The sequence below is a fragment of the Enterococcus sp. DIV1283b genome (genome assembly GCF_051710965.1).
In the GTDB taxonomy this organism is placed as follows: Bacteria; Bacillota; Bacilli; order Lactobacillales; family Enterococcaceae; genus Enterococcus_B; species Enterococcus_B lactis.
Genome location: NZ_JBIOLR010000001.1, coordinates 1,356,175 through 1,373,910, shown reverse-complemented (window position 1 = coordinate 1,373,910; position 17,736 = coordinate 1,356,175). Strand labels below are relative to the sequence as shown.

Below are 17,736 nucleotides of genomic sequence, written 5' to 3'. Positions count from 1 at the left end.
CTTTTATAAAAAAAGGGTAGATTTTATAAAAGACCTACCCTTGATTTTCTTTATTCTCTTTTTTTACTTCTATTATTTCTTCTTTGATCACTCTTCGCCGTTCAGCAATCACATACACAAATCCATAGAGAAATGGCAAGATAAAGGAACTGAAACGATACAACAAAAGCGAAGAAACTGCGTCAACTGTTCCGACAACTGGTCTAAACAATAACAAGTAGACAAATTCAAAGGATCCAATACCAGCTGGCGTAGGAATAACTCCTGAAAGCACTACTGCAAAGCTGATAAACGAAATGGTCAGTAGGAAATCTATTTTAGGATGGTTTTCAATCAGAATCAAATAGGGAAGTACATACCAAAATACAAGTTTCAACATATTCCATAGATAAATCCGCAATAGCGCAGTCCTGTCTTGGATAATGGTTTGGACCGTTTCCCTTAAAGAGTAGATCTGCTGATTACATGTATCCACCCATTTTCGCAAACGCTCACTCTTAAATAACTTATTCGATAAGCTGACAAAAAATATTTGGACATTCAGACTGATGGACATTACCAATAAAAAGGCAACAATCACGATCGTCAAAAGAATGCCAGCAATAATAAACCAGATCATTGACGGACTATTAGAATAAAAAAGAGAGAATTGGATGAGCAAGCCAGCTAACGCATAGGTAATCACTGCAAGTTTGTACATGATCATATGGAGTGCTGTCACCCCTGCTCCCTGAGACAGTTTCATTCCTTTTTTATTATAAAAATAAATTTCTGAGATCAATGTTCCTGTACCAAATGAAACGATTCGATAAAATGCAATATAGCTAGAGGTCAGAAACCCATCTTTCGTTGTAAAATTCGGCGCGAAAGGTTCCGCAATCTCTTTGATCGAGCGCCCTTCAGCGATTTGGTAAACTGTCCCTAATATAACAGTGGCTGCCAAAACGACAACACTGGTAGACAGTAATTCAGCAAAGATATCTGCAAATGATTGATTGATTAAATAATAAATAATAGCAAAAATCGCAATCAGCAAAAGCAGATTCAGAATGATTTTAATTTTCGTTCCTTTAGATGACATCTCCTGCTCCTTAATGGAAAAAATAAATGAGAATCAAATCAACAAGCACACCCGCAATGAATCCTACGGTAAACTTCTTTTTCCTTGTTTTATGATGAAAAACTTTCCGAGAAATCAATCCTCCCAAACCACCGCCTAACAGACTAACAAATATCAAATTATTTTCAGGTACACGCCAGCCGCCAGTTCGAGCCTGATGTTTATCATATCCCATCAGACAAAATAAATAAAAATTTACAATGAATAGATAAAACCACAAAGGATTGTGTAACAATACATCCATTATTCTTCTTCCAACTTTCTATTAACTACTATTTCTGATCTTTTTCTTCTTTTTTTGGTGAATAAACTGCTAATCCTTTTGATACAACAGATAATTCAACTGGAAGATCATCTGTCGTGTCTCCATCTGTCCGAGTGCCAACATATCTTTCCTGTGCTTTGATTTTCATGCGTTTGGCTGTGAAATAAGTGATGCCAGGTATCGTATAGAATTTTCCTCTCATGATTCTAGGCAAATAAAAAATAAATCGGAAAATATCTAAGGAAGGTACGATCGTTACATGGAATTTTCCATCATCTGGGGTCGCTGAGTCGTCGAAATTTGTAAAGCCGCCCACGGAGTTAGACATCGTGACTGTCAATAACTGGGATTTTCCTTTCCAATGCTCCTCGTCTGTTTCTAAATCCAAATGATATTTTTTCTTCTTCAGCAATAACTTAAAGAATTTCTTGATAAAAATCCACGAGCCATAACGCTGTTTTTCTTCTTGACTGATCCAAACTGCTGTATCGGCTAAGATACCGATTGTCAGTGTAGAGATAATGACTGCATCATTGACTTGGCCATAGTCTATTTTTCGGACATTTCCTTCTAGAATCACATCAGCAGCCTCTTCTTTCTTCAAGGGGATTTCAAGGACACGTGCGAGATTATTGACTGTTCCACCTGGAAGTAACCCGATATGATACTGAGATAACGTTTGCTGGAACGCTTGAACGATATGATGGATCGTGCCGTCCCCTCCTATGATCACTAGAGTATCGGCTCCTATAGCTTCTGCTTTCTTGACTAAATCCGCATGGTCAATCGACGGGCCAGTTTCAGCTAAATCTACAAATAATTCCGGTTGCTTTTCTTTTACATAATCTTGAAACCAGCGTGCTAATTTCTCACCCTCATCTTTCCCTGAACTTTTGTTATAAAAAACTAGCAGCTTTTCCATTCTTTACCTCCTAATTACTCTTCAAAAAAGAGGGCGGGACAATCCATTCCATTGTCCTGCCCTTTAGCCTTAGACAGATGACATTCCATCATCGGACGAACGCCTTGTCATAAGCTGTTCTTTTTTGATTTTAACTCTTTGTGTTCAATTCTGCAATTTTAACAATCACATCTGTTGCTTTTTCCATTACTTGTAAAGAAACAAATTCGAATCGACCGTGCATATTTTCTCCTCCGGCAAATAGATTTGGCGTCGGAATCCCCATGTAAGAGATTTTTGAACCATCTGTTCCTCCACGGACTGGTTCGATCACTGGAGAGATCCCAAGCTCGATCATTGCTTGTTTCGCTAATTCCACGATGCTCATATCTTTTTCGATGATTTCTTTCATGTTGTAATATTGATCATACATATCTACTTTGATTCGTTCTTGATCAAATCGTTGATTCAATTCTTCTTGGATATGTGTGATTTGTGCTTTGCGTGCTTCGAATTTTTCACGATCATGATCGCGAATGATATAACTCATAGAAGCTTCTTCAGGATTCCCATTCAATGCCATCAAATGGAAGAAACCTTCGTATCCTTCTGTTTTTTCTGGAACTTCATCGGCTGGAAGCTGATTATGAAAATCAATGGCCAGCTGTAAAGCATTGATCATCGTATCTTTTGCCGTCCCCGGATGTACATTTTTCCCTTGGATCGTGATATTTGCTTGAGCAGCACTGAATGTTTCATACTGCAATTCACCTAAAGGACCGCCGTCGACTGTATAAGCAAAATCCACATTGAATTGCTCAACATCGAATTTATCCGCTCCGACACCGATTTCTTCATCAGGACCAAAAGCTACTTTGATGGTACCATGAGGGATAGAAGGATTATTGATTAAGATCTCCATTGCAGTCATGATTTCCGCAATCCCTGATTTGTCATCTGCTCCCAGTAAAGTACTGCCATCTGTAGTAATCAACGTGTGACCTTCATAATTTTTCAAATTTGGAAAATCTTTTGTATTCAACGTGTAACGTTCTTCCGCATCTAGTACGATCGTAGACTCTCCATCATAGTTTTCAATGATTTGTGGATTGACTCCTACTGCATTAAAGTCTGCTGTATCCATGTGGGAAATAAATCCAATAGAACGCACTTCATGATCGACATTGCTTGGTAATGTTCCCATAACGAATCCATTGTCTTCATTATAGAAAACATCAGATAAACCTAACTCTTCCAATTCTTTTTTCAATTCTTGCGCAAAAGCAACTTGTGTCTGAGTCGATGGGGTCGTTTTGCTTGTTGCATCGGAGCGTGTTTCTGTTTTGACATACCGTAAAAAACGTGGCAAAAGATTTTCGTACATAGTATTCTCTCCTTTAATTAAATTGAAATGGGTTTGTATTCGTTTCAGAGACGAAAAAGTCAATAGCCCAATTTTCTTCTTGTTTCCAAGTCTCAAATTTCTCGATGAACCGTTCCTTACATAACGATTCAATATAATGTCCGGGATCAATTGCGATCAATCCGGCGCTTTGCATATCATGAGCCGTGTGATAATAGATGTCTCCGGTGATATAGACGTCTGCTCTTTGAGCGATTGCTTGCGGATAAAATTTTTCGCCGCTTCCACCGCAAATCGCAATACGCTTGATGGATGATTTTGTTTTTTGAGGCTGAACGATTCTCAGTCCCTCTAATTGGAAAACTTTTTTTACTTGTTCCACAAATATTTCTAAGGGGATTTCTTGCGGTAATTCACCTATTCGACCTAGCCCAAACTTTTCGACTGGTGCATCAATTGCGAAAAGATCGTACGCAGGTTCTTCATAAGGATGAGCTGATTGCATGGCATCAATCACTTGTTTTTCGATTGTTTCGGGCAAAATAACCTCGACTTTTGCTTCTTGAACTTGTTCTGTCTTCCCTACTTTCCCAATCGCTGGTTGTGCACCAACATTTGGAGTAAATCGACCGTGTCCAATCGAGGTAAAACTTGTACCAGTATAATCGCCTTGCGTACCAGCGCCAGATGCAGCTAATGCTTCACGCATTTTCTGTGCATGATCCACAGGTACATAAACCGCCAGTTTTTTATAATGGATTTCATGAGTCTTCACTAAATAACTCTCCACTTCAATACCAAGAAGTTCGCAAAACCAGTCATTCAGTCCGTCCCAAATAATATCCATATTCGTGTGTGCCGCATAAACGGCAATATCATGTTTCAACAGATCTGCATACATTTTTTCTTGCGGCTGATCAGTAGTCAGCCGTTTTATAGGACGAAAGATTGGGGGATGTTTAGCAATCAGCAGATCGATTTTTTTCTCGATTGCTTCTTCGACCACTTCTGGGCGAACATCCAATGTCATCATTACTCGTTGAATCGGTTTATCTAATGTTCCAATATGCAGTCCGACTGGGTCTCCTTCTTCAGCTAGCCATTGAGGACAATAGCTCTCAAACTTTTGGATGAAGGTACGTCCGCTGATTGTCATGACTCTAAAACCTCCTCAATCATTTGGATTTCCTGCTCGATTTGTTTTTGACGTGCCTCTTGATTAGCTGCTTGTTTGAGCTGTTCACGGATAGCTTTTCTTTGTTGAAGCTCTCTTGTCCATTTTGATTTGAAGATCTCACTTTTCTCTTCAAGCAGAAATGGCCCGAACATCAGCTCCATTTCACTGTAAGTAACTGGTTTTTGTTCTTTTTCGGCTACAATGATTTCATATATTTTTTTGTTTTCTTCAAGTATTTTTTCTGATTGGATTTTGTATTGGTTTTCTTGCAGCCAAGATCGTAACGTACGCTCTCCGATATTTGGCTGAAGGATCAAACGTTCTTGTCCACTTAGGCGTTGATGCAACTTGCCAGCTTCTAGGATATCTCGGATCAGCGAACCTCCCATACCCGCGATTGTGACAGCCGTTATAGCATCTTGCGGTTGGATCGCATCTAGACCATTTGCAAGACGTACAGTGATACGGTCTTCCAATCCATCTTTTTGGACTTGCTTACGTGCTGATTCATAAGGACCTTGAACGACTTCACCTGCAACTGCATATTCGATTTTTCCTTTTAGCATCAATGCAACAGGTAAGTATGCGTGATCTGATCCAATGTCTGCTAAACGAGCAGATTCAGGGACAAAGTCACCAACTGCCGCTAAGCGCTGAGATAAATCTAAATGGTTCATAGCTTCACTCCTTCTAGGTAATTATAGCATTTTCCATATAAAATAAGGAGACTAGGAATAAAAAAATTCCCAGATCTCCTTAAAAAATATACCTTTTTGTTCTATAAAACAACATATTCTTTTTTTGAATAAAGTGTTTCTGATTATTTGTTCAACGAAACGTCAATAATCGAATCTCCAGGCACTTGTGGTGGGATAGACATCGTCATGATTGGCATCTCAACTAATGTAAATTGGACTTTGTCACCGATTTTCAGTTCATTTATGTCCACGCTTATTTTTTCAGCAGTAGCGTTCAAAATCACTCCGTCATTGCTGAATGATGTCCCCATATTCGCTGGATCTTCCTTTGCCATGACATCGACGAGTTTCAGCTGAATCGTTTCTTCTTCCGCTTCTACTTGAGTGATGCTTTCAATCGTTCCTACAAATATGCTTTGTCCCTCCGTTTTCGTACTGCTTGTTTTTACTGTTTGACCCGCATCAATCGAATCAACAGAACCTGTGTTGCTATCTGCACTACCGCATCCTGCTAAAATAAAAAATAGACCAACTACAGATATACTAGAAAAAATAGCCCTCATAAAAAATCCTCCGTTTAAGTTTTTGCATTACTTGTTGCGGTGATTGTCTCCGGTCATTTCTGTCCATGTAAAGATTCGCTGACCTGCTTTTACTCCTTGGTCAAATATCAGTTGGACTTATCAACTGTTCAACCATTGCGACGGTTGCGACCAGTCATTTCGATTTCTTTTGTCAAATAACGTATGCGTTCCATTATGCGTTTTGCTTTCAGCGGCTCTTCATCTCCACGTTGAGTGACGGACAAATGCTGTTCCAATTCATCCATTGTGAAATTTGATGAGAAGAATGTCGGTAGCTGTTCTTGCATCCGATATTGAAGGATGACGCCGAATACTTCATCCCGTATCCAACTGCTCATCGCGTCTGCACCAATATCGTCAATCATTAAAATGGGGGAACGCTTCACTGCATATAGCTTTTCTGCCACTTGATCTTTTCCGATTGCCTGTTTCATCTCAACGGCAAACGTCGGAAAGTGGACTAATGTCGTGGTGAAACCAGCAATCGCTAGTTCTCTCGCTGTTGCTCCTAATAAGTATGTTTTTCCAATACCAAAACTCCCTACCAAATAAAGACCTTTATGATACCCTTTTGGATCTGCAGTATATTTCTCTACAAAATCTAGGGCTTCTAAGCTCGCATATCCTCGTCCATCTGTACGCTCAAAGTTTTCAAAAGATGCTGATTGAATATCTTTTGGCATATCCATTGCTTTTACTCGGCTTCTGATTTCTTCTTGTCTTTGCCGAGCTAACAATGCTTCTGTTGGTACATAAGTGACATCCACATAATGAAAATTCAACGTCAACTTCGGCTCGTAGCCTGGAGCGATCATCGTGGGATCATTTTTTTGATATTTACGCTTTTCTTGCACGAACTCATACAATTTGGCGTAGCTTTTTTCAATATCTGCTTGTGTCAGTTCTTCTTGGTGTGCACTTAGAAAAGCTTGAACATCCGCATCATTTAGGACGTCAGCAATCATTTCAGCATATTTTTCTTGATAATTACGTTTGCTGATGATCCTCTTCAATTCTTTGCCTACGTCTTCCATTAGATGTCACCCTCCTTTTTCGCCAGGTATTCTTTAAAACGGCGGTCAATCTCTGCTTTTTTCTCACTACTGATCTGTTTTTCATCTTTTGGCTGGTTGACCCAATCAGGAAGCTTTTCCCGCCGAACATTTCGCTTGCCGTTTGGATAATTTGTTTGCTTCTTTTGTTTTGATTGTTTTGCTTGATTGCTTATTTGCCGAATATGCTGAATTGCTTCTTCTGCTGTGGCGATTTTCTTTTGTGCCCATTCATTTGCCACTGTATTCACATAACTAGCATTTAAGCTAGCATTATTTTTGATCACCAATACATAATTCAACAAAACATTGATCACACTGCTGGAAAGACCTGATTGAGAAACAAGGTCTTGCAGTAACCAATTTTCTTGTTTAGAAACATATCCGCCTTTTTCTGACTTGATTGCTTCCAGATATTTCATCGGTGGAATGCTCTGTGCTTCTTTTATCAACTGAAGCGCTGCATTTGTCAAATGTTCGTTCGTCGGAGATTCATTGCTGTTTTCAGCAACAGCGACTGTTTCCTTTATTTGCTTTACTGGTCGTCTCTGCATTGCTAAAACAGCTTTTTGCAGCTCCTTCATGGATACTTTTTGTTCACTAAAATCATAAGATTGACTGATGAGTTCACCAAGAGTTAGTTCATCGAATCCATAAAGCTGATGATACATGTCGACTTGTTTGATGATTGAATCATCAAGAACAGTCATATGTTTTTTTGCCAGCCAATCATTCAAAAATTGCCAATCGAATGTCGAATCTGTTTCAAGTAATGCTGCTGGCTCAGATTCTTCAAAAGATTTATTCAGTGATTCGATGTTTTCTTGATTAGCAGCGTATACTGCTTCATTGAAGCGATAAACATCTAAAAATTTTTTTGTGATTTTTTGATATCCCTGTGTTGTATGCCTTTTAGGTTCAAACAACTGGGTAAGCTTCTGGAATCGTCGTTCACCAACTTTTTCCAAAAGAAGAAATGCCAGAACAGAATCTTTGAAAAATGCTTTAGGAACGAGTGGCTCTAACAACTCATAAATAAAACGAGGCCCCAGATCGCTATCTTCTTTAAAATAAACATCCAGTAAGCCGATTCCTTCCAGCTTTTTTCTTGCATCATAAAATTGAGGGATCCCGCAGCCTAGACTACTGAGTAAATCTGCATGCATCCCTTCAGGACCTTCACCAGATTCTTGCGAGATCTCTGATAATAGAGTGAAATAGATACTCAAGGCTTCTCCGCCGATCAGTGGCTGATAAAGATACAGCAAGGCGTTCTTGCTGTCTTCCCTCAGCGGAGCTTCTTTTCTTCCTTGGTAAATATTTTTTGGTTGAAGCTCTTTCCAAGCATTTTCCAAGGAAATGCCTCCTTTTTGTTTCTTAATTGTTTTCTTTATTATTCTCTTTATTATTCTCTTTATTATTCTCTTTATTATTCTCTTTATTATTCTCTTTATTATTCTCTTTATTATTTTCTTTTGCTTTATCCACGATATCTTGCAGCTCTTTTAAGAAAACAGACATATCTTTGAACTGGCGATAAACACTGGCAAAACGGATATACGCGATTTCGTCTAAATCGACTAAATCCTCCATCACATATTCACCAATCAGATTCGTTGATACTTCGTTTTCCCCAAGACTGCGTACGCGGTTTTCGACATGGTTGACGATTTGTTCCATTTGCTCCATAGCTACAGGTCTTTTTTCTGCTGAGCGGATGAGTCCTCTTAAAATTTTATCGCGATTGAATTCTTCGCGTTCCCCGTTTTTCTTGATGACTAATAACGGAGCAGCTTCAATTCGTTCAAACGTAGTGAATCGGAACGAACAATTCTCACATTCGCGACGGCGACGGATCGCACGTCCATCGTCTGCTTGACGGCTGTCGATTACTCGTGAATTATTATGTTGACATCTGGGACATCTCATTTTGTCTCACCTCTTGCATCGCATTTTTATATAAAGGATGTGTCTTTCTTTACAACTAGTTGTATTATAACACGAAACAAATCACAAACGCGACTGTCCTACCCAAAAAAACACGGATATAAGAACAATTTTTTCTATTTTCATGCGTAATTCTGTCCCCTGTCCTAAACCAATTTCAATTTTCCAGTACTGATGACCTTGATTGCTGAGAAATGACTCGCCCAAAAGCTGATTTAGTCGACTAGCACAAAAAACTTGAAGCAGATGAACATCTTATCATCTGCTTCAAGTCACGTCTCTATTTCTTACTATTTTATAACTTCTCTTCGATTCCTGTATAGTGTTTCATTCGTTGTTCCTCGATCTTTTGTTCATCAGGAATGTGTTCACTTTCTGGGAGCGGTGTCTTACTACGATCAGGTGCCGGATTTTTTCGTTCTTGAGTCAAATCTTGCTGTTTCGCTTCTTTTTCTGCCTGCTGGTCTTCTATTTCATCGATTCTTGCTTGGTACTGCTTTTCTTTCTCTTCTGCTGTTTCTGATTGCGTACGACCTTCATCGATTAGATTTTCTTTATTGAGAATTTCGCCGATTTTTTCTTTTGCGTTACCTACGACTTTATCCTTTTGGTTTTTAAATGATCCCATCGCTATCCCTCGCTTTCTATATACTCAGGATAGCAAACTTGACACAGATACTCAAAGAAAGCGATTAGCTGAAAGCCAATTTTTGATTTGTTCCACAAGTTCCTCTTTCGTTCCGTTGTTGTCAAACAAAATATCCGCACGCTGCTTTTTTTCTTCGATTGGAAGTTGACTGCTAATTCTCTGCTGCGCTTGTTCTAGTGTTAGCTGATTACGTTTCATCAAGCGTCTGAGTTGAATATCTGGCGTGGTATAAACGACAGCTACTGCATCCATATAGTGGTCATAATGACCTTCGTAGAGCAATGGGATATCTACAATTACTAAAGGATGCTTGGAACTTAGAGAGGCGATTTGATCTTTTATCGCTTTTCGGATAAACGGATCTAATAGCTGATCAAGTTTTTGCCGTTTCTCCTTTGATGGAAAAACAATCATCCCAAGTTTCCCTCGATCTAGCTGACCATCAGACTGCAATATCTCTTGGCCAAACACGGACACAACCTTCCTCAGAGCAAGCGTTCCAGGCTCAACAGTTTCTCTGGCAATCACGTCGCCATCGATCAAAGGAAATCCATGAGACTGAAAGACTTTGGCTGCCGTACTTTTGCCAGTAGCTATTCCGCCCGTCAAACCTAAAACAAAGCCTACTTTTCGATTTTCAGCCTTTGACAATTCGGACAATAGTGAGTCCCCCTTTGTGCCACTTTTGTTTTCACGATCGGTGTCCCACAACGTATACATGGTTTACCAGTTTGCTGATAGACATGCAGTGCTACTTGGAATCCGCCTGATTCTCCTAATGCATTCAAATAGCTGCGAATCGTGGTACCTCCGGCTTCTATTGCACGATTCAAAACATCAATGATCGATAGACGTAATTGTTCTATCTCTTTTGGACGTAATGTATTCGCCGGTTGTTCTGGATGGATCTTCGCTTCCCATAATGCTTCGTCTACATAAATATTACCTAGTCCCGTTACTAAACGTTGATCTAGCAGTAAAGGCTTGATTGCTTTGTGCGATTTTTTCAGTCCAGCTGCAAAATCTGCTAATAAAAAGCTGTCAGGCAATGGCTCAGGTCCTAATTTCATGATTCCTCGGTAAGTTGCACTTGCTCCTTTTTCGACGATTGTCATACGACCAAATTTTCGTACATCGTTGTAGCGAAGTTGGCTCCCGTCCTCAAAAAAGAAAAGTACATGCGTATGTTTATCGATTGGTGTATTTTCTTTCGTGAATTGATATTTTCCTTCCATTCGCAAGTGTGAGATCAGTTCATAATGATCGAGATGAAAAATCAAAAACTTCCCTCTACGTCCAATGGATTGGATGGTTTCGCCAACAAGAGAAGCCTCAAAGATGGGTGTCTCTGGTTGCTCGATGATCTTGGGCCACAAGACTTGCACTTTCTGAATCGTTTTTCCTACTACTAACCGTTCCAATCCTTTACGAACGGTTTCTACTTCTGGTAATTCTGGCATTTTTTCTTTTCACCTTCATTATATTGCTCTGTCTTAAACAATGTTTATTTTGCTTCGTACCACGTTTTTCCCCAACTGCTGTCAGTGATCAGTGGTACATGGAGAGAAACAGCTTGTTCCATAACTTCCTTCACCAATTTATCTAACGATTCAAGTTCTTTTTCAGGTACCTCGAAGACAAGTTCATCATGAACTTGTAACAGCATCGTAGCTTGAAGACCTGTTTCTTTCAATCGTTTATCCAATTCGATCATCGCGATTTTCAAAATATCAGCAGCACTTCCTTGAATTGGTGTATTGATAGCTGTTCGTTCCGCAAAAGAACGGATATTGTAATTTCTTGAATTGATGTCTGGCAAATATCGACGGCGGTGATACAGCGTTTCGACGTAGCCTTGGTCTTTTGCTTCGCGTACGATTCTTTCCATGTATTCTTTGACACCTGGGTATTTTTCAAAGTACGTATCGATGTATTGCTGTGCTGCTTTTCGGCTGATGCCTAAATTTTGTGAAAGTCCGTAATCAGAGATGCCATACACGATACCAAAATTCACTGCTTTTGCTTGCCGACGCATATTTGGTGTGACATCCTCTGCCTTTTCAATTCCAAATACGCGCATCGCTGTGCTGGCATGGATATCTTGACCTTCTAGGAAGGCAGCTTTCAAATGTTCATCATTTGAGATATGCGCAAGTACGCGTAACTCGATTTGTGAATAGTCAGAAGAATAAATCAACCAGTCTTTTTCTCTAGGAACAAATGCCTGACGTATCTTTCTCCCTTCATCTAATCGAATCGGGATGTTCTGCAAATTAGGATCAACAGAGCTTAATCGTCCTGTTTGGGTCAATGTCTGGACATAACGAGTATGCACTTTTCCATCTGATTGGATCACTTTCAGCAGTCCTTCGACATAGGTAGATTGAATTTTTGCGATTTGACGATAGGTTAGGATATCCTCTACGATTGGTGCTTGTTCACGAAGCTGTTCCAGTACATCTACGGCTGTAGAGTACCCAGTTTTTGTTTTTTTGATAACGGGTAATCCCATTTTTTCAAATAAGATCACTCCTAATTGCTTTGGTGAATTCAAATTGAATTCTTCGCCGGCTTCTTCGTAGATTTTTTGTTCGATCTCTCTTAAGCGAGCAGAAAACTCGCCCTTCATTTCTTGTAAGCGAGTCGCATCTACTTTGATCCCGCTTATTTCCATCTCTGCCAAAATGATAGACAAGGGCAGTTCCATTTTTCGGAAAAGATCTTCTTGGTTCTTATCTGCCAGTTCTTGGCTCAATTTTGGTGTCAACGCATTGATTGCAGCTACTTTTCGCGCCAAATGAGCAAAAAAGAGTTCCTCTTCTTCTGGTAAACCTTTTTTCGCCCCTTTGCCGTATACAGTTTCATCTGATTGAATATCGTTGTATCCGTAATGTGCGGCTATTCCTTCGATATCTGTGCTTTTTTCATTCGTATCGAGAAGGTATGCACCTAGCAAGACATCAAAATCGATTCCTTTCGTTTTTCCAGTATAGCGATTTAAAGCAACATAAGTTCGTTTCGCATCATATACTTTTTTCAATCGGGTCGGATCAGTGATCCAAGAATGGAACGCTTGGTTTTCGAATACAGACAGATCATTCGTGACATAGATTTTCTTTTCTGTCCCCCACGCTACTCCGACAATTTCCTCTGTATGGTAATTGTCTCCCATCATTTCCACGTATAGTGCCATATCCGTAGTAAACATTTCCTCTTTAAATTCATGCACGACTTCAAATAAAATATCATCCATTTTTACTTCTTCTTCAACGATATTCAGTTTAGAAAGGAACTGATTGAAATCCATTTCTTTATAAAACGGAACGAGTTTATCGAGATTTTTCCCTTCATACTTCAGTGAATCGATAGAGACCTCCACAGGCGCTGAGGTATTGATGGTTGCCAATTTTTTCGATAAGAACGCTTGCTCTTTATCATTTATCAGATTTTCTTTCATTTTGCTTTGCTTCATTTCATCAATATGCTCATAGATTCCTTCGACTGAGCCATATTGTTTCAATAGCTTGATAGCTGTTTTTTCACCGATTTTAGTCACACCTGGGATATTGTCAGAGGCATCTCCGGCTAGCCCCTTTATGTCAATAATCTGTTTTGGTGTCAATCCATCATATTTTTCCGCCACATGTTCTGGTGTATAACTTTCGATATCGCTGACACCTTTTACAGTGATATCCACTTTGACTTCTTTACTAGCTAATTGAGTCAAATCCCGATCACCGGAAAGTACGACGACATCAAATTGATCTTTGTCTACTTTTTCAGCCAAAGTACCGATAATATCATCCGCTTCATAATTGGGCAATTCATAATACTGTACACCTAATCCCGTCAACAAATCACGGATATATGGCATTTGTTCTTTGAATTCGCCTGGTGTTTTAGATCTTCCGCCTTTGTACTCCGCATACATTTCTGTCCGAAAGGTCGTTTTTCCTGCATCGAACGCAACCAGAACATGCGTCGGTTGCTCTTTTTGCATAACATTTTCAAACATCGTATTGAATGCATAGATTGCATTTGTATGAAGACCGTTTCTGTTTTTGAAACGTTCAAGGGAATTGTGCAGCGCAAAGAATGCGCGAAAAGCCACACTGTTCCCATCAACGAGTAATAATTTATTTTTTGTCATCTTCTTAACTCCTTACTGTAAAGTTCTTATTCATTCTAACAAAGAATCATGCGGAATGCGAAAAGAAAAAGCGGGACCATACCAAATATTTCGGTATAGCCCCAACTGATCAATTTTTTCTTTTTTAGTTGTTCCGTCCAAAGATTCTTAGAAACGCCAAGAACAAGTTGATAAAGTCCAAATACAGCTTCAATGCCATGAATACAGCAATGCCACTATGTGCTGTTCCATTTGTCTGGACATAGATATTACGAATGCTTTGGTTATCATAAGCTGTGATCCCTGCAAAGATGACGACTAAAAGCAGTGAGATAAACAGCTCAACTGCGCTACTTCTCAAAATGAAGATGTTCAAGACTAGTGCAATGATCACTCCGATCAAAGCAGCCTGTCCTGCTCTTCCAACCCCGCTAAGATCTCGTTTTGTTGTTACTCCGACAACAGACATCCCCATGAACATCAAGGTAGCTGTCAAGAAAGCTTGCGTTACTGTTCCAATATCGTAGTATGCAAGAGTAACTGCTAATGTTATGCCATTCAAAAGAGAGTAGGCAATAAATCCACCGATTGCTAAGCTCGGATTCTTTTGTGCTTTTACGCCTAGAACCATTACTAAAATCAGTTCAACGATCCACAGACCCATAAAGCCTAATGGAAAGTTATTGATAAAAGTTGCTAGTTGCAAAGGAAATACCCAAAGAGCCAAGTAAGAAGTGACAGCACTAAGGGCAAGTCCCATACCTAAAAAACCATAAACTTTTGCATAAAAACGATTGATACCTGACATTGATGTACTTGGATTATTCATTTAATTCACCTTCACTTTCGATTGCTATTTCCAATTCAGGAACTTGTGGCGGTTGGACCATAACAACAGCATCCAACACACGATCTTCGTTCGTGTTTTCCGCTTCTACAGAAATCGTCACCACATCCTTCATCTTATCTACTTTTATGACCTCAAACTGAAAAGTCAGTGTTTCATAATGGAAAACCGGTTCAATAAAATTGACAGAAAAATTGACAACATGTGATCCTGGTCCAGGAAGATGCTTTGAAATTGCACTTGTGATGATCCCCATCAGCATCACTGATGGAACGATTGGCTGATGATATTCTGTTTTTTGTGCAAAGTCATGTTGGATGTACAAAGGATTTGCATCATTCGTCAATCCCAAATACAGCAAAAGCTGGTTATCTTCAATAGATTCTGTTAAGGATAACGAGTCGCCTTCCTCGATTTCATTTATTGTTTTTCCTAGTTTTCTCGGCTTACCTATGTTCAAGATAGAAACCCTCCAGTTTATTTTTAATCATACATTATTGTACCAAAAGCAGCACAAAAGGCAAGTTCTGCTCCATTGATTTAACAGATTCCTATAGTTTAAAGAGGTCGTGAAAAAGCTGTCCTGCATCAAGTAATAAGAACAGTCAAGAAAAAACAGCTTCTCATGTTTTTGATTTGGTTGGGCTTATTACCGCAGATGCAAGCTTTTGAACGCCGTTTATCAAAAGTTGTAAAAAAGGGAGCATGACAAGAATTTTGCCACTCTCCCTCTTTCTATTTTTATAAGGACACTGCAGTAATTGTATTACAGTACATTTTTCGTCGTGCTGCTTAAAAGTTTTTCATATGCTTGTTCAAATTTTTGAACATCTCCAGCACCCATGAAGATTACTACTGCATCATGATAATCTAATAATGGAGATACATTATTTTCTTTGATGACTTCTCCACCTTTTTTGATTTTCGCTCCAAGGTCTTCAATCTTAACGTTTCCTTGTTCTTCCCGAGCCGAACCAAAAATATCGCATAAGTAAACTTTATCAGCTAAATCAAGTGCTTCTGCAAATTCATCCATCAATGCAATCGTACGCGTAAACGTATGGGGTTGGAAAACTGCAATTATTTCTTTATCTGGATATTTTTGGCGTGCGCCATCGATCGTTGCTTTGATTTCTGCAGGGTGATGCGCATAATCATCGACTACGGTCATGTCTGCTACGATTTTTTCACTGAATCGACGTTTTACTCCTGGGAAAGTCAACATTTCTTCCGCAACTTCTTTCAGATCCAGTTTTTCGAAATACGCGACTGCAATAACACCTAAAGCATTTAAAATATTGTGTTTGCCGAATGCTGGTACAGTGAAATGTCCAACAAATTCATCCCCATGATAGACATCAAAAGCAGAACCGGATGTTGTACGTTCGATGTTTCGTGCTTGGATATCATCATTTTCTGTGACACCATAATAATAAATCGGCACATCTGCTTCTAATTTGCGTAAATAAGCGTCATCACCGTACGCAAAAATAGCTTTTTTCACTTGCCCAGCCATTGTTTGGAAAGCTGTAAATACATCGTCGATACTTGTATAATAATCCGGATGATCAAAATCGATGTTTGTCATGATCGCATAGTCTGGTGAATAGGCAAGGAAATGACGGCGATATTCACAGGCTTCAAATGAAAAGAATTCCGCTTGCGGATCACCATGGCCTGTTCCGTCTCCAATTAGATAACTTGTTGGACGGACACCACTCAATACATGAGAGAGCAGACCAGTCGTACTTGTTTTTCCGTGAGAACCTGTTACAGCGATACTCGTATAGTTTTGGATAAAATGACCAATAAAGTCGTGATAGCGAATCACTTCCAAACCTAATTCTTTTGCTCGCTGGATTTCTTCATGTGAATCAGGAAATGCATTTCCTGCAATAATCGTCATACCTGGTTTTACATTCTCTGCGTTAAATGGCAGAATCGTGATATTTGCTTTTTCTAAATCTCTTTGTGTAAAGAAATATTTTTCAATGTCTGATCCTTGGACATTTAAACCTTGTTCATGTAAAACAAGAGCCAAGGAGCTCATTCCTGAACCTTTGATACCAACGAAATGATACAATTTATTTTGATTTTCCATTTGAATCCTCTTCTCTTATCTAGCGTCCATTCTTTTAGCTATTACATTCAACACGCTCCTCATTATCTTATAAACGATTGAAAATTTCAACCAAATTTATTTAGAAAGGAGGATTCGCCTGCTAAAAAGGTCATGTACGGGAAAAATCTGTTTTTATTGACTGTTTGATTCTTGTATAAGAAGACCAAACTTCTTCTGATATATCAATATGAGGAATAAAATCTTTTCCTTTTGGACCATAGCCATTCTCATCATCGTGGAGTCGTTCCATTTCTCCTAACACCAGTGCATAGAAATATTCCTTCGGCCATTGATGGTTCAGTTCTTTTGCTGTAAAGATGATCTCCTCAGAAAAGTGAAGGATTTCCGGCACAAATGGCACAGCATTTGCGAAAACAGTTTGTTCATTTTGCCATACTTTCTCAAAAGTTGCTCGAGTCCTGCGTTGCAGTGTTGGATCATTCATCAATAGGACTTTTTCTGGTACAGCATCTAAGGAATGAAGAATCTCCAGTGAAAAAGTGGCGTTCTCTCCAGAATTTGTAGACTTCGTTTCTATCAGGAAAGCCTTATCGGGCAAATCATAGACTTCTTTTAGATACTGACGACAGATTTCACTTTCACTCATGCCTTCTTCAAAATGAAATCCTTGCTTTTCAAAATTCTCATAAAGGATCCTAGTCGCATGACCCACCCCGCCGACCAAAAACAAACGTTCTACTTGACCATTTACATACATTTGTGCTGCTTTATCAGCTAAGATAGGAAGACCGTTTCCAGCTAAAATAAGTGTAGGTGCCGACAATTTCTCAAAATCTTTCTCATCAGGTGCGGCTAAAAAGGCTAATAACTGATTCCAGTCTTTTAGATTTCTCTGCTCATTTTTTTCCAAAAACTCTTCAT

At 39.2% G+C, this 17,736-nt stretch carries 18 protein-coding genes; all 18 read right to left on the bottom strand.

Features of this window, described 5'->3' with window-relative positions; all coding sequences use genetic code 11:
* Positions 1-34 precede the first annotated feature (34 nt).
* The 18 genes from IGJ53_RS06710 to IGJ53_RS06625 all read right to left on the bottom strand — a co-directional run bounded on the left by IGJ53_RS06710 (position 35) and on the right by IGJ53_RS06625 (position 17,725).
* Positions 35-1,081 (bottom strand): lysylphosphatidylglycerol synthase transmembrane domain-containing protein, encoded by a 1,047-nt coding sequence (locus IGJ53_RS06710; RefSeq protein ID WP_010732493.1) that lies wholly within the window; start codon positions 1,079-1,081, stop codon positions 35-37.
* 10 nt (positions 1,082-1,091) lie between these two features.
* Positions 1,092-1,364, bottom strand: coding sequence for a DUF1294 domain-containing protein (locus IGJ53_RS06705; protein WP_086310831.1), 273 nt, complete (start codon positions 1,362-1,364; stop codon positions 1,092-1,094).
* Between the two features lie 28 nt (positions 1,365-1,392).
* Positions 1,393-2,307 (bottom strand): diacylglycerol/lipid kinase family protein, encoded by a 915-nt coding sequence (locus tag IGJ53_RS06700; protein WP_438749896.1) that lies wholly within the window; start codon positions 2,305-2,307, stop codon positions 1,393-1,395.
* A 130-nt stretch (positions 2,308-2,437) separates the two neighbouring features.
* Positions 2,438-3,670, bottom strand: coding sequence for a peptidase T (gene pepT, locus IGJ53_RS06695; RefSeq protein ID WP_002291957.1), 1,233 nt, complete (start codon positions 3,668-3,670; stop codon positions 2,438-2,440).
* A 13-nt stretch (positions 3,671-3,683) separates the two neighbouring features.
* Entirely contained in the window at positions 3,684-4,805 is a 1,122-nt protein-coding gene (locus IGJ53_RS06690; protein WP_010732491.1) for a Nif3-like dinuclear metal center hexameric protein, read from the bottom strand.
* A complete protein-coding gene (locus tag IGJ53_RS06685) occupies positions 4,802-5,503 on the bottom strand; it encodes a tRNA (adenine(22)-N(1))-methyltransferase (RefSeq protein WP_010732490.1) in 702 nt (233 codons plus the stop codon). The genes IGJ53_RS06690 and IGJ53_RS06685 overlap by 4 nt, the downstream gene beginning before the upstream one ends.
* Before the next feature lie 143 nt (positions 5,504-5,646).
* Positions 5,647-6,087 (bottom strand): hypothetical protein, encoded by a 441-nt coding sequence (locus tag IGJ53_RS06680; RefSeq protein WP_002374558.1) that lies wholly within the window; start codon positions 6,085-6,087, stop codon positions 5,647-5,649.
* A 128-nt stretch (positions 6,088-6,215) separates the two neighbouring features.
* Positions 6,216-7,142: a primosomal protein DnaI gene (gene dnaI / locus IGJ53_RS06675; RefSeq protein ID WP_438749893.1), complete on the bottom strand. Its 927-nt coding sequence runs from the start codon at positions 7,140-7,142 to the stop codon at positions 6,216-6,218.
* On the bottom strand, positions 7,142-8,515 hold the full coding sequence (locus IGJ53_RS06670) for a replication initiation and membrane attachment family protein (RefSeq protein WP_002374556.1): 1,374 nt from the start codon (positions 8,513-8,515) through the stop codon (positions 7,142-7,144). Before IGJ53_RS06670 ends, dnaI begins: the two co-directional genes overlap by 1 nt.
* A 22-nt stretch (positions 8,516-8,537) precedes the next feature.
* Positions 8,538-9,089, bottom strand: coding sequence for a transcriptional regulator NrdR (nrdR, locus tag IGJ53_RS06665; RefSeq protein ID WP_123839190.1), 552 nt, complete (start codon positions 9,087-9,089; stop codon positions 8,538-8,540).
* A gap of 313 nt (positions 9,090-9,402) precedes the next feature.
* A complete protein-coding gene (locus IGJ53_RS06660; RefSeq protein WP_002348395.1) occupies positions 9,403-9,735 on the bottom strand; it encodes a hypothetical protein in 333 nt (110 codons plus the stop codon).
* Between the two features lie 51 nt (positions 9,736-9,786).
* On the bottom strand, positions 9,787-10,416 hold the full coding sequence (coaE, locus tag IGJ53_RS06655) for a dephospho-CoA kinase (RefSeq protein WP_149557753.1): 630 nt from the start codon (positions 10,414-10,416) through the stop codon (positions 9,787-9,789).
* Positions 10,380-11,216, bottom strand: a complete 837-nt coding sequence (gene mutM, locus IGJ53_RS06650) for a DNA-formamidopyrimidine glycosylase (RefSeq protein ID WP_065773060.1) — start codon at positions 11,214-11,216, stop codon at positions 10,380-10,382. The genes coaE and mutM overlap by 37 nt, the downstream gene beginning before the upstream one ends.
* Before the next feature lie 44 nt (positions 11,217-11,260).
* Positions 11,261-13,906 carry a DNA polymerase I gene (polA, locus tag IGJ53_RS06645; RefSeq protein ID WP_259741870.1) on the bottom strand — a complete coding sequence of 882 codons (2,646 nt, stop codon included), beginning with the start codon at positions 13,904-13,906 and terminating at the stop codon, positions 11,261-11,263.
* Positions 13,907-14,030: 124 nt separating this feature from the next.
* Positions 14,031-14,714: a Bax inhibitor-1/YccA family protein gene (locus IGJ53_RS06640; RefSeq protein WP_002374546.1), complete on the bottom strand. Its 684-nt coding sequence runs from the start codon at positions 14,712-14,714 to the stop codon at positions 14,031-14,033.
* Positions 14,707-15,192 (bottom strand): MaoC/PaaZ C-terminal domain-containing protein, encoded by a 486-nt coding sequence (locus IGJ53_RS06635; RefSeq protein WP_002291977.1) that lies wholly within the window; start codon positions 15,190-15,192, stop codon positions 14,707-14,709. The genes IGJ53_RS06640 and IGJ53_RS06635 overlap by 8 nt, the downstream gene beginning before the upstream one ends.
* A 306-nt stretch (positions 15,193-15,498) precedes the next feature.
* Positions 15,499-16,833: a UDP-N-acetylmuramate--L-alanine ligase gene (murC, locus tag IGJ53_RS06630; RefSeq protein WP_002319131.1), complete on the bottom strand. Its 1,335-nt coding sequence runs from the start codon at positions 16,831-16,833 to the stop codon at positions 15,499-15,501.
* Between the two features lie 130 nt (positions 16,834-16,963).
* Entirely contained in the window at positions 16,964-17,725 is a 762-nt protein-coding gene (locus tag IGJ53_RS06625; protein ID WP_010732484.1) for a YdcF family protein, read from the bottom strand.
* Positions 17,726-17,736 lie beyond the last annotated feature (11 nt).

Excerpts from the sequence above, each read along its gene's own strand:
- IGJ53_RS06710 (WP_010732493.1), bottom strand. The coding sequence starts at position 1,081 with ATGTCATCTAAAGGAACGAAAATTAAAATCATTCTGAATCTGCTTTTG.
- IGJ53_RS06705 (WP_086310831.1), bottom strand. The coding sequence starts at position 1,364 with ATGGATGTATTGTTACACAATCCTTTGTGGTTTTATCTATTCATTGTA.
- IGJ53_RS06700 (WP_438749896.1), bottom strand. The coding sequence starts at position 2,307 with ATGGAAAAGCTGCTAGTTTTTTATAACAAAAGTTCAGGGAAAGATGAG.
- pepT (WP_002291957.1), bottom strand. The coding sequence starts at position 3,670 with ATGTACGAAAATCTTTTGCCACGTTTTTTACGGTATGTCAAAACAGAA.
- IGJ53_RS06690 (WP_010732491.1), bottom strand. The coding sequence starts at position 4,805 with ATGACAATCAGCGGACGTACCTTCATCCAAAAGTTTGAGAGCTATTGT.
- IGJ53_RS06685 (WP_010732490.1), bottom strand. The coding sequence starts at position 5,503 with ATGAACCATTTAGATTTATCTCAGCGCTTAGCGGCAGTTGGTGACTTT.
- IGJ53_RS06680 (WP_002374558.1), bottom strand. The coding sequence starts at position 6,087 with ATGAGGGCTATTTTTTCTAGTATATCTGTAGTTGGTCTATTTTTTATT.
- dnaI (WP_438749893.1), bottom strand. The coding sequence starts at position 7,142 with ATGGAAGACGTAGGCAAAGAATTGAAGAGGATCATCAGCAAACGTAAT.
- nrdR (WP_123839190.1), bottom strand. The coding sequence starts at position 9,089 with ATGAGATGTCCCAGATGTCAACATAATAATTCACGAGTAATCGACAGC.
- IGJ53_RS06660 (WP_002348395.1), bottom strand. The coding sequence starts at position 9,735 with ATGGGATCATTTAAAAACCAAAAGGATAAAGTCGTAGGTAACGCAAAA.
- mutM (WP_065773060.1), bottom strand. The coding sequence starts at position 11,216 with ATGCCAGAATTACCAGAAGTAGAAACCGTTCGTAAAGGATTGGAACGG.
- polA (WP_259741870.1), bottom strand. The coding sequence starts at position 13,906 with ATGACAAAAAATAAATTATTACTCGTTGATGGGAACAGTGTGGCTTTT.
- IGJ53_RS06640 (WP_002374546.1), bottom strand. The coding sequence starts at position 14,714 with ATGAATAATCCAAGTACATCAATGTCAGGTATCAATCGTTTTTATGCA.
- murC (WP_002319131.1), bottom strand. The coding sequence starts at position 16,833 with ATGGAAAATCAAAATAAATTGTATCATTTCGTTGGTATCAAAGGTTCA.